Source organism: Rhizobium sp. 05N49, from assembly GCF_056396805.1.
Genome location: NZ_JBFTME010000001.1, coordinates 58,491 through 72,517 on the forward strand (window position 1 = coordinate 58,491; position 14,027 = coordinate 72,517).

Sequence of the window (14,027 nt, forward strand, 5' to 3'; positions counted from 1 at the left end):
TATGGAGACCCGCAGCCACCCGATTCCCGATCGGCGACCCGCCGCCCGACGAGGAACCCGTTAACCATCTCCCGCTCTCTAGGACTATGGTCCGACGAATGACAGACCTCGGTCCGATGCACGCTCCGCGTTTCGCGCCTAACATCGTTCTCATCCTGATGGCCGCTTTCCAGAATCGGCCATCTCACGATTTTTGATGAATTATCCTGCGAGGGAGACCCGGATGCGTATCGCAACTCTTGCGTCCATAGCCGCACTTTCGATTGCCTTGGCTTCCAGTCCGCTGACGATCACCGGCGCCGATATTGCCGCCATGGCAAAGGGCGGTGGAAACGGTGGCGGCAATGGTGGAGGTAATGGCGGCGGCAACGGTGGCGGTAACGGCAGCAGCAATAGTGGCGGCAATGGCGGCGGACAAAGCGGCAGCCACGAGAACCGCGGCCACCAGTCCGGCAATTCGAAGACGGGCAATTCGAAGACGGGCAATTCATCGCACGACAATTCGAAATCCGAAAACGAAGCCAGGGGCAAATCCGGCGAAGCGAAGACAAAATCGCTGGCAGCGAAAAACGCGCCGGCCGAGATCAAGCACGAGAACCTCGCCTCCGAGTTCAAGGGCCTCAACTCTCTCAACCGCAGCTACAAGGCCTATCTGCACACGTCCGATCCGAAGATGACCGCGATTGCTGCCTACGCGGTTGCCTATGCCCAGTTCGAACTCGACAACGGCATTGAACCCTCGGTCGACGATCCCGTCCTCGGCGATGACGCCTTGGAGGATGCGCTCGCCTCAGCCACGCGTCATGGCGAAGTGAGCCCGGCAGTCCTCGCCGAGGCCAAGGCCATCCTCGGCGTCGGTGATGCCGACGGCAAGATTGACCAGATCCGTGAATCCCTGTCCGACTCCGCCCCGACCTCGGCAGGGAATTAACGGCCGCTCGATCCGCCGGGCGGCATACCCGGCGGATCGATTGCACCTGTCATGGGTTTTCCCACGGGCAGGATAATTTCTTTCCCCTCGCAATTCCCCTTCGCCGCCCCGACGTGCGCCAGAGCGCCACGAATCTCCTTCGCTTAGCTTTGCAAAGATCGGCTCCGGCGCAAATGCCGCTTCAGGAAATCTGCTTTGTAAGGAGCGGAACGGCCCTGTCCGCATCGACGAGCAGCCAACCAAGCTTTTCGTAGAAGGCCACCGCATCCGGTGCGGCGTGAACTTCCAGCTGCGTGATGCCTCTGTCGGTGGCGAGCCGTTCAAGAGCCTCCATCATGGCTTTGCCAATTCCCTGCCGCTGATATTGCGGAGTGATTGCGACGAGGCGCACGGTTGCAGGGGCGCCACCTACGAGCCCGATATCCAGCCGAACAGTGCCAACGGGGACATCGTCGTAGATGAACAGCAGAGGAAGATGATTTTCCCGATGCTCGTCCGGATGATCCTCATCATAGCCAGCCTGGCCACGCAGTTCGAAGAGAACGTGACGTCTGATCGCGTGATATGCCTGCCACTGGTTTCTGTCCTGCACCTGCAGCAACTGCATTTTCATCGCCTGCTTGCCTCAGTCATTTTGATCGCAACCGTCATCTACGCGTGGATTTGCYGTAGCGTACTGATCCCACCCTGTCCTGCAATAGACGCCTCTGGCCAACATCGGGCAGAGACCATGAACCGATATTTTCTCGTCACGACCACCTGAGCCTTGCCCGGTATCGAGCCGAAACCGGAAAAACCCGCAAAAAACCTCTTGAGCCGGACCCAGCGTCATAGCTTAGAAACGGTTCCGACAGATCGCGGGAGGCCTGATGGACGCCAAGGGACGGGAAGAGAGCTGGCTGACGGCGGCTCAATGCGCCGAGCGGATCGGCATCACGGTGCGCGCGCTCAGGCTCTATGAGGAAACCGGGCTCATCCGGCCGCCGCGCACGGGAAAGAACTGGCGGCTTTACGGCACAAGGGAAATTGCACGGCTCACCGAGATCCTGGCGCTGAAGCGGCTGGGGCTCAGCCTGCAGGACATCGCCCGGCTGCTCGCCGGCCACGCGACCGATCTCGACCGCATGCTCGCCATGCAGAACCACGCCCTGCAGGAGCAGCTGACCCGCACGCAGCACAGCCTCGCCATGACAGACGCGCTGCGGGCGAAGATGGCCGCAGGCGACATTCTCTCGATCGATGAACTGCTGAAGCTCGCAAAGGACACGAACATGACCGATACCTCAGCCGATGCCATAGCCTGGCGTCGTTATGAGCAGGCGCGACCGCGCACCGAACAGAAGATCGACCCTGCGCTCTATGCCGATTATGCCGGACACTATCATCTGGATACGTCGGCCTATGTGGTAAGCCTGCGCGACGGGCGGCTCTTCACGCGCTTGACCGGTCAGCCGGAGCTAGAAATCTTCGCCGAGGATGCCGACCGCTTCTTCTACAAGGCGGTTCAGGCACAGATCACCTTTACCCGCAACGAAAGCGGCGCTGTCACCGGCCTCGTGCTGCACCAGCACGGCTATGAACAGGCAGCATCCCGCATCGACGAACGCGCCGCGACCGATCTGGAAGAGGCGATTGCCACGCGCATCCGCGACAAGCAGCCGGTGGAAAACAGCAAGGCGCTGCTGGAACAGGTCATCGAACAGCACCAGCGCGGCGAACCCGACTATGAGCGGATGAGCCCRCCGCTCGCCGCCCTCGCACGCGAACAAGCTGCCATGATCAAGGCCGATCTCGATCGCATGGGGCCGCTCAGGGACATATCCTTCAAGGGCGTGACCGCGGAAGGCTGGGATGTCTACGACGTAGCCTTCGACAACGGCCATCTCGAATGGAGTTTCGCGCTGGCGGCAGACGGAAGATTCGGAGGCATCTTCATTCGCCCCTCGCTGTGATCAGTCACGAGGCAGACGTCCCTGCCCCGCCTCACGCCTGCTCCTCGATCGCCGCCTGCGCCACTTGCGCCATCCCGCCATTGATCCGCGTGGCGATCAGATGCCCGACCGCCACCGCCCCGATGCAGAGCACGACGGAGGCAGCGACATTGATGCAGGCCCGCACCGTGGCGCCCGAGCGCAGCAGGTCGAGCGTCTGCAGGCTGAAGGAAGAGAAGGTGGTGTAGCCGCCGCAGAGGCCGATCATCACGAAGAGGCGCATATTGTCGGAGACCGGAAAACGGCCATTGGCGAGCGTCAGCGTGCTGAACAGGCCGATGATCAGCGAGCCCGTGACATTGATGATAACGGTGCCCCAGGGCAGATCGCGGCTGATGGGCATGGCGAGGACGGATACGGCGTAACGCGCGAAGGTGCCGAGGGCACCGCCGGCCATGACGATAAGGCAGGTATAGAAGGACATGCTCGCTCCAAAACATCAGGGCGGGCAATAAAAAACCCGCCTTGCGGCGGGCTCCGGACAGATTCCCACCGCGGTTAAACACGGTAGGAGTCATCAGCCTTGTGGGCGGTTTCGGGGGCACTCCATCCCCATCGGGGCGATCTATAGCGCGAGCTGCGGTGAAGTGGCAAGGGGTGGACTGCGTGACGGTGCAGGCTCCAACCCTCCCCATTCCTGTTTCCTCATGCGGGCACGAGGGCTGTCAAAGAGATCCGGCAGCGGCGCGCCAGCGCGGCGAGAGACTCATCTACCATGGGAGTGGAAAAAAATCTTTCCTGGCCAAGGACTTGGGCAGGCTGGTCGCTTTGAGATCTCTCGTGCCAGCACGAGGAAACAGGGTGGCCGTGTCGAATGCAGCTCCTTCTGTTGCACTTTCATCCCCCCATTCCCTCCCCGGTCTTGCCCGAGGAGGGAACGAGGTAAGCGCCGGCCGCCGCCCCTCGCGTTGCAGCCGGCGGGGTAACTCATGCGCGCATGGTCTGCCGGGCCGTCTGGGGACCGAACTCCGAGGCGATCTCGCTCACGAGATCGGCCGGGAAGCCGCCTTCGCGGGCGTGGCGGTAGACGGTTTCAGCGCTGTCGGCCTCATGCACGCAGTAGATCTTGTCGCCGGCGACATAGCTGGTGATCCAGGTATAGGGCCGGTCGAGACCCTCGACGACCTGGTTCGACTTGGCGGAAATGTTGCACAGGTCTTCCGAGGTGAGCTTGCTTGCGCCGGGAATATTGCGTTCGATAAGATATCTGGGCATGGCGACCTCCTGTTCGCATCCATGTTGACGAGACGGACGCTAGGCCTATGCCGGTGTCGGCGCATCGGGATATCTCCCCATTTTCTGGGGCTCGCCGCCCTATTTTGACACGCTCCCCTATTCCCAGCCGCCGACGATGCTGGCAATAATCCGCCATGCGGCTAATCGAGCGCGCCCCCAATCTCGATCATCTTCAGTCGTTGTTGCGCGAAGCCGCCGACGGCAGTGGCAGGGTCGTGCTTCTGGAAGGGGAAGCGGGTGCGGGAAAATCCTCCCTCGCCGCAGCCTTTGCCGGCGCCGTGCCCGAGGATACCCGCGTTCTCTCCGGCGCCTGCGAGAATTTCGGCACGGCCGAGCCGCTCGGCCCCTGGCGCGATATTGCCCGGCAAGCCCGCTGGACGCTGACAAGGGTCACGGGCGGCAACTGGATCGCCCTCTTCTCCGAAGTGCTCGATCTCCTGACCGATGGCGGCCGGCCGACATTGCTCGTCATCGAGGATATTCACTGGGCCGACGACGCCACGCTGAACCTCATCCGCTATATCGGCCGGCGCATCCGCCACACCTGCCTGCTGCTGGTCGCAACAGCGCGGAATGACGATACGCCGGGCCAGACGCGGCTCAGGCGGCTGCTGGCCGATATTCCGCCCGCCCACTGGCTGCGCATCACCGTCCCGCCGCTGTCGAAGGCCGCCGTGCTGGAGCTTGCCGACAGCAAGGGCCTCGATGGCGAAGCGATCTTCAGCGCCACCGGCGGCAATGCCTATTTCGTCAGCGAGCTCGTGGACTGCGCCGGCAGCGACAGCCTGCCGCCATTCAACCGCGACCAGCTGCCGACAACCATCCGCGATGCCGTGCTGGCGCGGGCCGATATCCTTGACGAGCATGACAGGGAAGCGCTCTGGGCGGCCTCAACCTCGCCCGATGCCTTTGCGCCCGAATTGATCGAGGCGATCTGCGGCAGCACCGCCCGCGCCTCGCTCGAGGCCTGCACCGCCTGTGGGCTTCTGGTGCCAGCCGGTGGCAAGGGCAGCAACCTCCTCATGTTCCGCCATGAGATCGCCAGGCAGGCCATCGAGCAATCGCTGCCGCCGCTGCGCCGCCGGGCGCTGCATGAAAAGGCGCTCGCCTATTTCCGCGACCGGCCGGAGGCCTCGGTCGCGCGCATGGTCCACCATGCCAACGAAGCGCAGGACATGAGCGCGATCTCCGAGCTCGCCCCGAAGGCTGCGGCCGATGCCGGCAGACTCGGCGCCCACCGGCAGGCGATGCGCCATTACGAGCTGGCGCTCGCCCATGCCGGCGACCTGAGCGATGCCACCCGCGCCTGCCTCTACGAGGGCTATGCCTTCGAATGCCACCTGACCGGCCAGATGGAACGGGCCATTGCCGCCCAAACCAGCGCGCTTGCGCTCTACAGGGCGCTCGGCGACATCAGGCATGTCGGCGACAACCTGCGCTGGCTGTCGCGGCTGAGCTATCTTGCCGGAGACCGCAAGGGCGCCGATGCCTTCGGCCGCGAGGCGGTTGACGTGCTGGAGCAGGCCGCAAGCCCCGCCGAGCTCGCCATGGGCTATTCCAACCTGTCGCAGCTCGGCATGCTGGCCGGTGACGCCGAAACCGCCACACTCTACGGCGAGCGCGCCATCGCGCTGGTGACATCGGACGACATCGCCAGGCCCGAGGTCCTCTGCCATGCGCTGAACAACGTCGGCACCGCCATCTGCTGGCGCGAGCCGGGCCGCGCCCGCCAAACGCTCGATCAGGCGCTGGCGATCGCTCTCGACCACGGCTTCCAGGAGCATGCTGCCCGTGCCTTCACCAACCGCGCCTGGGTGGAAATCCGGCTCCACGCATTTGATGTCGCCGAGGATGTGCTGACGCGGGGCATCGCCTATTGCATCGAGCATGACCTCGATACATGGCGCGACTACATGCGCGGCGAGCTTGCGGAACTGCTGACCGTCCTCGGCCGCTGGGACGAAGCAACGGCCGCGGCGCAAGCCGTGGTCGACAACCAGAACGCCCCGGCGCTATGCCGCTACCCCTCGCTCGTGGCGCTGGCGACGCTGAAAACGCGGTGCGGCGAACCAGCGGACGAGCTCTTGCAGGAAATGGCGAAATTCCTCGAAAACACCTTCGAGTTCCAGCGCCTGTCCGCCCATGCCGCATTGGTGGCCGAGCGCGCCTGGCTCGGCCTCTGCGACCGGGAGGAGGCGCTCGCCGGTCTGCGGCAGGCCGCTTCCCTCTGCAGCGACGATGCCGCCGGCTCGATGATCGGCTTTTGGGCGCATATTCTCGAAGAAACCGGCCTTGCGCCTGACGGCGACGATGGCGACGCAGCCGTGATCGCCACGCTGCGAGGCCGATGGCAGGAGGCTGCCGATATCTGGACCGACCGCCGCGCGCCCTATCTCACCGCCCTCGCCCTGCTCGACGGCGACAATGACGCGCTCTACCGGGCCCTGGCGATGCTGGAAGCCCTCGGCGCCACTGCCGTCGTCACCCACGTGAAGGAGCTGATCCGCAAGCGCGGCGGCCGGCTTGCGACGCGCGGCCCCCGCGCCAGCACCCAGGCCAACGCCGCCGGCCTCACCACGCGGGAAATGGACGTGCTGCGGCTGATCGACGAGGGCCGCTCCAATGCCGAGATCGGCGCGCGCCTGTTCGTCTCGGCCAAAACCGTCGATCACCACATCTCCTCGATCCTCGCCAAGCTGAATGCGAAATCGAGGGGCCAGGCGGCGGCCGAGGGGCGCAGGCTGCGGCTACTGCAGTAGAAAGCACGCCCCTGCCCGGACCGCGCCGTCCATCAGGATCACTCCGCAATGCGGCCAGCAACAGGCATTGCCGATGCAGCGCCGTGCGTAATGCCGATAATATTTTCCAATCCGGACATATTGCAAACAAGCTCGAAAGGAGGGTTTTTATTTACGACTGCCGAGCTGTTCACAGAACTATAGATCGACCGTAAGCTTTCCGACCGCGCGGCAAAAGTATAGCCAGATTAATTATTAAAGATTATCTTGACGCGCACCTTCCACGATAGTTTAATTACAAAATGCCACCCCACCGGGAGGCTGAACATCGAAACGGGGGCTTGTCGCATGAGCAATAAGAGCCGCGTGATCCTCTTGGCCGCATTTTCATCCTTCCTTGGCCCATTGGCGGCCAATGCGGCGAACCATCTATATCAAGGCATTTGCGAGGCCTCGGCCGCAGCGATGGTCGACAAGTCGCATATGGCCGTCGCGAGCGATGATTTCTCCGCGATCATGATCTATGAGCGGGGGAAGCCTGAGCCGGTGGCGAAATTCCCGGTCGACGATGTCACCGACATCGAAGGCGCCGCCCGTATCGGCGACACCATATTCTGGCTGACGTCCCATTCGCTGAACAGCAGCGGCGAAGACAAGAAAAAGCGCAAGGAACTGTTTGCAACGACCGTATCGGCCGACGGGACATTGTCCGGTTCCGGCGAGGTCTACCGCAATCTTCGCGCGGATATGGCCGCAGCGCTGAAGCTCAGCGAGGATGATTTAAAGACCCACGTCAACATCGAAGGCCTGGCGGCGACACCCGAAGGACATCTCCTGATCGGCCTGCGCGGACCCGTGCCCGATAACCGCGCCATCGTGCTCGAGCTCGCCAATCCGATGCCGCTGGTCAAGCTGGGCACCGGGGACACGGGCTCTCCAATAATTACCCAGGTCGTCACGATGGACCTTTCCGACGGACCGGGAACGACCGGCCGCGGCGTGCGTGACATTGAGCGGGTCGGCAACCGCTATCTCGTGCTTGCCGGCTCCGAACCCGATGGCGGCAATCCTCCGCCCAAGCTTTTCTGGTGGGACGGAAATGCCGATGGCCGCGTGACACCAGGTCCCGATGCGGATTTCTCGGGAATGACGCCGGAAGCGATCATGGTCTGGAACGATCACGAGGGCGAAATCCTCAGTGACAGCGGCGGCGCGATGATCAAGGGAGTGGCCTGCGCCGACAAGGATCCGCCCAAGGACGCCTTCTTTCCGGCCATCGACGTGAGATTCTGAGTTTCGCCAGTGTTTGATCCGGCAAGGCAAGTGCCATCGGGAGGGGAAAGGCATGGCTTACATTTTGTCCGTCGGCGCGTTCGGTAACGACGTCCGCCGCCTTCAGGAATATCTCAATCAGGAGCTATCGGCGTCCTTGGGCACGGACGGCTCCTACGGCAGGAAAACCAAGGAAGAGGTCATCCGCTTCCGGAGGAAATTCGGGCTTCCGGAAAGTCCGACATTTGACGACCAATGTTTCGCGATTTCCGAAGCGCATGCCGATATCAAACCCGATTTCGATCCGGACCCGGCAAAAAAGGGTATCGACTGGCCAAAGAAGAAGCCGGGCCTGTCATCGCCAAGCGCCGCGGACATGCAGTCAAAATGCGGTGTCATAAAGTTCAATCATAGCCCGGTTTCCGGCAATCCGGAGCACATCACGATCACCAACGGTTTCGAGGCGAGCAATATAACGACCGTGAACATTCCGGAGCTGAAAGACTGCGTCATTCCCCTGGATTCGGGCGTCACGAAAACCGACGGACGCATCCGTTTCCACAAGAACCACACGACGCGGCTCGCCAAGCTTTTCTCTGAATGGGCCGCGGCCGGGCTCGCAAACCGGATCCTGACCTTCGACGGCAGTTTCAATGCCCGCCTGAAGCGGGGCAAGACGAAGGCTGTTCCCGAGAATTTATCCAATCATGCATGGGGAACCGCCTTCGACATCAACGCGACGTGGAACGCACGGGGAACCATACCCGCTTTGATGGGAGATCGCGGTTGCGTGCGCGAGATGGTCGCGATTCCCAATGCCAACGGATTTTACTGGGGCGGTTACTTCACCACGAAAGACGGCATGCATTTCGAAGTCGCCGCCGAAAGCCTCTGAACTCTTCTTTCAGATGTACTGGGCCGGCGGCCTCAGCCGGCCTTGTTCTTGCTACTGCCCGTGTGGCCCGCCACCTCGAACAATTGTGGCACGGCCGGGTTCCCGGCGGCGAGCGGTGCGCAGAGCACGACTTCGAATTCCGGGGCGTCGTCGAGCGTCCTCGACACCACGCCCTCGGCCAGATCATCGCAAAGCGATTGCGGGATCAGCGCCACGCCCAGCCCCTCCTGTACCAGCCGGATGATGGTGTGCTGCAGGCGCGGCTCGAAGGCAAAATGCGGCACGACGCCGCCAGCCGCGCAATAATGGCCGATCGCCGTGCGCAGCGTCGGCGCGACGGTCGCGGGTGCTGCGATCAACCTTTCGCCCGCAAGCGACTGCGGCCCGATAGTCTCGGCCTCAGCCAGCCGATGGCCCCGGGGCACGATGAGGCACAGCCGGTCGCGGGCAAGCAGCAGCGTGCGCTGATGCGGCGCCGGACCGCCGCCGAAAGTGACGGCGGCATCGAGCGTTCCCTCCGCCAGCATCTCCTCGATATCGGTCGGAATGCGCTCTTCCAGGATGAGGCGCACATCCGGCCGCGCCTGCGAATAAAGCCGCACGAGAGCTGGAATGACGCTATGGGCGGCATGCATCATGAAGCCGAGCTTCAGCTCGCCCTTCATGCCGCTGGCAACCAGCTGCACATCGCGGCAGGCGGCATCGAAGCCTTCGAGCACGGCGCGGCAATCGGCAAGGAAATGCTGGCCGGCGGGTGTGAGCGCGACATTGCGCGAATTGCGCTCGAAGAGCTGCACGCCAAGCGTCTTTTCGATGGCCGATATCTGCCGGCTGAAGGGCGGCTGGCTCATGTTCATGCGCTGAGCCGCATGGCCGAAATGCAGGGTTTCGGCGAGCGCCACGAAATAGCGCATATGGCGCGTGTCCATTCGATACCTCAGAAGTATCAATCAGTGCTCAAGATGACATTGGATTATCTTGATCCTGCACGCTAGGCAAGGATCGCCCTCAAGCAAGACCCGCCCGAGTTACCCCTGATGCTGACGAACCTTTCGATTGTCCTGCCGATCTTTGCCCTCATCCTCGCCGGCTGGATCGCCCGCAAGACCGGGGCGCTCAGTGAAAATGCCACGCGCGAGGTCAACCGGCTGGTCGTCTATCTCGCCCTGCCCGCGCTGCTCTTCGATATCATGGCCAATGCCAAACCCGCCGAGATCTGGCAGCCGGGCTTCATGACGGCATTTACCGCAGGCTGCGCCGTCATCTTCTGCGCCACGCTCTTCTGGCGCATCGCCAAAGGCCGGCATCTCGCCGATGCGGCGATCGACGGGCTGAATGCCAGCTATGCCAATACCGGTTTCATCGGCTTTCCGCTCGTCCTGTCACTGATCGGCGACACCGGCATGGCGCCGGTGCTGATCTCCACCATCCTCACCGTCTGCGTGCTCTTTGCCGTCGCCATCATCCTCATCGAAGGCGGGCTGCAATCGGAGACCCGGCGGCGCGACATCGCCATCAAGACGGCCCGCTCGCTTGCGAAAAACCCGCTGCTCGTCGCGCCCGCCCTCGGCGCGCTGGTGATGTTTTCGGGTGTGACGCTCCCCGCTCCCGTTCATGCCTTCCTGAAGCTGCTCGGCGGCGCCGCCTCGCCCTGCGCGCTGATCGCACTCGGCCTGTTTCTGGCCGGCACCAGGGCCGGTGAAACCAGCGCCCGCGCAACGACGACAAGCATAATCGTCGGCCTGAAGCTGATTGCCCAGCCCGCCGTCACCTGGGTCATCGCCGCGCCCCTCCTCAACCTGCCGCCGACCGCCACCCATACCGCCGTGTTGCTCGCGGCCCTGCCGACCGGCACCGGCCCCTTCATGCTGGCGGAATTCTACGGCCGCGAGGCAAGCCTGACGGGCCGCGTCGTGCTCGCCTCGACCGTGCTTTCGGTGCTGACGATTTCAGCCTATCTGGCGCTGGCGGGGCGGGTGTAGAGCGATTTTTCCGAGTTTGATCTGCGACCTGCCTTGGGCAGGCGGCCGACCTCCGTTCCCGTCATCCCTCTGCTGCTTCTTACAGGAATAGTCGAAGGTGCACGCAGTGCCCGTCGCCCCCTCATCCGGCCCTTCGGGCCACCTTCTCCCCGTTGGGGCGAAGGGGTGTCGCGGCTGCGTCCTGCGCATCGAGGTATCGTGTCTCTCCGCAGATCGTACCGGCGGCTCCCCCTTCTACCCATCGGGGAGAAGGTGGCCCGAAGGGCCGGATGAGGGGGCTCCGGGCGCTAACCCAACCCTCCTCATTCCGATGGCAAGATCGCTGTCCTACTTCCCCAGCAGATCCTTCACTCGCCGCCCGAACGCATCGCTCAGGAACGGCTTCGTCATCACCTGCATGCCATGGTCCAGATGGCCGTGGTTCAGCACCGCATTCTCCGCATAGCCGGTGATGAACAGCACGCGCAGATCCGGGCGGCTGAAGCGCACGGCGTCAGCAAGCTGGCGGCCGTTCATGCCGCCGGGCAAGCCGACATCCGTAATCAGGAGATCGATCGGCTGGCCGGTATTGATGATACGCATCGCCGCAGATCCATCTCCGGCTTCCAGCACCCGGTAGCCGAGTTCCTGAAGGATTTCGACAGCCACCATGCGCACGAGCGGATCGTCATCGACGACGAGAATGGATTCGGAACCGGCGGAAAGCGGCTCCGTCACGGTGTCGGCCACCTCATCCTCGTGCCTGTCCTCGCCGAGATGGCGGGGCAGATAGATGCAGATCATCGTGCCCTTGCCGAGCTCGGAATAGATGCGCGCCGTGCCGCCAGACTGCCCCGCAAAGCCATGCACCATGGAAAGGCCGAGACCCGTCCCCTGGCCGATCGGCTTGGTGGTGAAAAACGGATCGAAGGCGCGCTCGATGATATCGGGCGCCATTCCGGTGCCGGTATCGCTGACGCAGAGCGAGACATACTGGCCGGGAGCGAGCCCCCGCTGGCGCGCTGCCCGCTCGTCGAACCAGCGATTGGCCGTTTCGACGGTGAGCTTGCCGCCTTCCGGCATGGCGTCGCGGGCATTGAGGCAGAGATTGAGGAGCGCGTTTTCCAGCTGCCCGGTATCGACGAAGGTGGCCCAGAGGCCGCCGGCAAGGGCTGTCTCGACCGCGATCGTCGGACCGACGCTACGGGCGATCAGATCCTGCATGCCGGAAACCAGCCGATTGATGACGGCCGGTTTCGGATCGAGTGTCTGGCGGCGCGAGAAGGCAAGCAGGCGCTGCGTCAGGCCCGCCGCCCGCTTGGCCGCACCCTGCGCGGCGGTCAGATAACGGTCGAGATCGCCGATGCGGCCCTGCGCCAGTCGCGTCTGCATTAGCTCCAGCGATCCGGAAATGCCGGCCAAGAGATTGTTGAAATCATGAGCCCGCCGGTCAGCTGGCCGACCGCCTCCATCTTCTGCGAGTGGCGCAGCTGTTCTTCGGCGCGCATCAACTCGGCCGTGCGCTCGGCCACACGCTGTTCCAGCGTATCGTTCAGGCCGCGAAGCGCGGCAGCGGCCCGGTCGCGCTCGGCTTCGACAGCGCGGCGTTCCTCGATATCGAGGAGCACGCCCGGAAAGCTCAGCGGCGTTCCATCGGCAGCAAGCTCGACGCGGCCGTTGGCCTCCAGCCAGTAATAGTGGCCATCGGCGCGGCGCGTGCGATACTGGTGGGCATAGGCTCCGCCGCGACCAAGCGCCTCGTTCATCGCGGTTACAAGCCCGGCCTTGTCATCAGGGTGAACCGTATCGATCACCTGTTCCAGGCTGAGGCCGTGGCTGCCGAGAGCCGGATCGAGGCCGAAGGCCAGAGCGAAAGCCTCATCCACCGTGAACCGGTTTGTCTGAACGTCCCAGAGCCATGTGCCGATAATCGCCCCGGCCGCGAGTGCCAGGTTTACGCGCTGCACATTCTCGCGCGAAATCTCTTCGCTGGCGCGCAGCGCCGCCTCCGCGAGCTTGCGCGCAGTGACGTCGCGAAACAGGACCGAGACCTGGCGCAGGCCGGCAGGCTCGACGCGGGAGGATGAAACCTCGATATAGCGGCCCGCCGCCACAAAATGCTGCTCGAACCGGATTGATTGCCCGCTGGCCAGCACTCCGCCGTAAAGCTTCAGCCATTGCTCGGCATTGTGAGGCTCGATCTCGCGCAGCCGCTTGCCGACGACATCGGAAATGCCGGTATGACGCTCATAGCCGGAATTTGCCTCGATATGCACATAGTCGCTGAGCGGCCCCTCGGGACCGTCGATGAATTCGATGATACAGAAACCGTCGTCGATCGCTTCGAACAGGGCGCGGTAGCGCGCTTCGCTTCGCATCTGCGCGTCATCGCCGGCGTCCCGAAGCGCACCATCGGCTTCATTCGCCCCTGCAGGCACCTGCGCGTTCAGGCGCTGCGCTTCTTCTCCCAGTCCCTCCCCGGAGGGCGATGAAATATCCTGATTCAAGAACAGACCTTTGTGAGCGGTATGATCCGCCTACGCGACGACAGGCGGGGAAACTAGTTCAGGGCGGCATGACTGCAATGGGTCGACGGGCGAAGATTTAGGATTTCGGCATGCAGCAAGGCTCTCGCGCATTTTACCACCACTCCGGGCCTTGAAGGCGCGCTGCGCTGCAGCATGTTTATGACTAATCCTTTTTCGTTAGTCGCCATTTGCCATGGCATCGGTATCTTGGACCCTAGGAGGACTCAGCAATGGAACGCGTAGAGCCAACCCATGTCGATGCCGATGCCCTTACCAAAGTCTGGTCAGTGACCGAATTCTGCAGCCGGCACCGGCTGGATAGCCAGGAGGAAAAGCGGCTGCTGCAACTCTTCGGCTGCTTTGCGACCGCCAGCGAACTCCTGCACAACGCCCGCCGCGAGCCGAAGTTCCGCTAGCCGACAGCCGCGCCCTCTGCGCAAAAAGATCAACAATACAAAGTGAGTACACTGAAGAT

Annotated in this window: 11 protein-coding genes, 1 pseudogene and 1 riboswitch; of the genes and pseudogenes, 7 read left to right on the plus strand and 5 right to left on the minus strand. The window is 63.1% G+C overall.

Features of this window, described 5'->3' with window-relative positions:
- The first annotated feature begins 223 nt into the window (after positions 1 to 223).
- Positions 224 to 931, plus strand: coding sequence for a hypothetical protein (locus AC1DF8_RS00330; RefSeq protein ID WP_477994484.1), 708 nt, complete (start codon positions 224 to 226; stop codon positions 929 to 931).
- A gap of 181 nt (positions 932 to 1,112) precedes the next feature.
- Here the strand turns inward: AC1DF8_RS00330 and AC1DF8_RS00335 are convergent, their stop codons facing one another.
- Positions 1,113 to 1,538, minus strand: coding sequence for a GNAT family N-acetyltransferase (locus AC1DF8_RS00335; protein WP_477994486.1), 426 nt, complete (start codon positions 1,536 to 1,538; stop codon positions 1,113 to 1,115).
- 262 nt (positions 1,539 to 1,800) lie between these two features.
- Here AC1DF8_RS00335 and AC1DF8_RS00340 point away from each other — a divergent pair, with 262 nt between their 5' ends.
- Positions 1,801 to 2,883, plus strand: a complete 1,083-nt coding sequence (locus tag AC1DF8_RS00340) for a MerR family transcriptional regulator (RefSeq protein WP_477994488.1) — start codon at positions 1,801 to 1,803, stop codon at positions 2,881 to 2,883.
- A 31-nt stretch (positions 2,884 to 2,914) separates the two neighbouring features.
- On the opposite strand, the gene crcB is transcribed toward AC1DF8_RS00340, so the two are convergent.
- Complete coding sequence (gene crcB, locus AC1DF8_RS00345; RefSeq protein WP_113203861.1) at positions 2,915 to 3,346, minus strand: fluoride efflux transporter CrcB; 432 nt, start codon at positions 3,344 to 3,346, stop codon at positions 2,915 to 2,917.
- A 77-nt stretch (positions 3,347 to 3,423) separates the two neighbouring features.
- Positions 3,424 to 3,485: riboswitch (Fluoride riboswitch) on the minus strand.
- Between the two features lie 364 nt (positions 3,486 to 3,849).
- A complete protein-coding gene (locus AC1DF8_RS00350; protein ID WP_018115774.1) occupies positions 3,850 to 4,137 on the minus strand; it encodes a DUF4242 domain-containing protein in 288 nt (95 codons plus the stop codon).
- Positions 4,138 to 4,292: 155 nt separating this feature from the next.
- On the opposite strand from AC1DF8_RS00350, the gene AC1DF8_RS00355 reads away from it, so the two are divergent.
- From AC1DF8_RS00355 to AC1DF8_RS00365, 3 genes are all read left to right on the plus strand, one after another.
- On the plus strand, positions 4,293 to 6,917 hold the full coding sequence (locus AC1DF8_RS00355; protein ID WP_477994490.1) for an ATP-binding protein: 2,625 nt from the start codon (positions 4,293 to 4,295) through the stop codon (positions 6,915 to 6,917).
- Between the two features lie 327 nt (positions 6,918 to 7,244).
- Entirely contained in the window at positions 7,245 to 8,189 is a 945-nt protein-coding gene (locus AC1DF8_RS00360; RefSeq protein WP_477994491.1) for a DUF3616 domain-containing protein, read from the plus strand.
- Between the two features lie 52 nt (positions 8,190 to 8,241).
- Positions 8,242 to 9,063, plus strand: a complete 822-nt coding sequence (locus tag AC1DF8_RS00365; protein ID WP_477994493.1) for a M15 family metallopeptidase — start codon at positions 8,242 to 8,244, stop codon at positions 9,061 to 9,063.
- Between the two features lie 32 nt (positions 9,064 to 9,095).
- On the opposite strand, the gene AC1DF8_RS00370 is transcribed toward AC1DF8_RS00365, so the two are convergent.
- Positions 9,096 to 9,992, minus strand: a complete 897-nt coding sequence (locus AC1DF8_RS00370; RefSeq protein ID WP_477994494.1) for a LysR family transcriptional regulator — start codon at positions 9,990 to 9,992, stop codon at positions 9,096 to 9,098.
- 108 nt (positions 9,993 to 10,100) lie between these two features.
- Here AC1DF8_RS00370 and AC1DF8_RS00375 point away from each other — a divergent pair, with 108 nt between their 5' ends.
- Positions 10,101 to 11,045 carry an AEC family transporter gene (locus AC1DF8_RS00375; RefSeq protein WP_113015288.1) on the plus strand — a complete coding sequence of 315 codons (945 nt, stop codon included), beginning with the start codon at positions 10,101 to 10,103 and terminating at the stop codon, positions 11,043 to 11,045.
- A gap of 327 nt (positions 11,046 to 11,372) precedes the next feature.
- On the opposite strand, the pseudogene AC1DF8_RS00380 reads toward AC1DF8_RS00375, so the two are convergent.
- Positions 11,373 to 13,402: pseudogene (locus AC1DF8_RS00380) on the minus strand (ATP-binding protein).
- 380 nt (positions 13,403 to 13,782) lie between these two features.
- Between AC1DF8_RS00380 and AC1DF8_RS00385 the strand changes: the two are divergent.
- Positions 13,783 to 13,968 carry a hypothetical protein gene (locus AC1DF8_RS00385; RefSeq protein WP_018115767.1) on the plus strand — a complete coding sequence of 62 codons (186 nt, stop codon included), beginning with the start codon at positions 13,783 to 13,785 and terminating at the stop codon, positions 13,966 to 13,968.
- Positions 13,969 to 14,027: the final 59 nt, after the last annotated feature.

What these genes read in the sequence shown, in the direction of transcription:
- AC1DF8_RS00330 (WP_477994484.1), top strand. Translation starts at nt 224, where the DNA reads ATGCGTATCGCAACTCTTGCGTCCATAGCCGCACTTTCGATTGCCTTG.
- AC1DF8_RS00335 (WP_477994486.1), bottom strand. Translation starts at nt 1,538, where the DNA reads ATGCAGTTGCTGCAGGTGCAGGACAGAAACCAGTGGCAGGCATATCAC.
- crcB (WP_113203861.1), bottom strand. Translation starts at nt 3,346, where the DNA reads ATGTCCTTCTATACCTGCCTTATCGTCATGGCCGGCGGTGCCCTCGGC.
- AC1DF8_RS00350 (WP_018115774.1), bottom strand. Translation starts at nt 4,137, where the DNA reads ATGCCCAGATATCTTATCGAACGCAATATTCCCGGCGCAAGCAAGCTC.
- AC1DF8_RS00355 (WP_477994490.1), top strand. Translation starts at nt 4,293, where the DNA reads ATGCGGCTAATCGAGCGCGCCCCCAATCTCGATCATCTTCAGTCGTTG.
- AC1DF8_RS00360 (WP_477994491.1), top strand. Translation starts at nt 7,245, where the DNA reads ATGAGCAATAAGAGCCGCGTGATCCTCTTGGCCGCATTTTCATCCTTC.
- AC1DF8_RS00365 (WP_477994493.1), top strand. Translation starts at nt 8,242, where the DNA reads ATGGCTTACATTTTGTCCGTCGGCGCGTTCGGTAACGACGTCCGCCGC.
- AC1DF8_RS00370 (WP_477994494.1), bottom strand. Translation starts at nt 9,992, where the DNA reads ATGGACACGCGCCATATGCGCTATTTCGTGGCGCTCGCCGAAACCCTG.
- AC1DF8_RS00375 (WP_113015288.1), top strand. Translation starts at nt 10,101, where the DNA reads ATGCTGACGAACCTTTCGATTGTCCTGCCGATCTTTGCCCTCATCCTC.
- AC1DF8_RS00385 (WP_018115767.1), top strand. Translation starts at nt 13,783, where the DNA reads ATGGAACGCGTAGAGCCAACCCATGTCGATGCCGATGCCCTTACCAAA.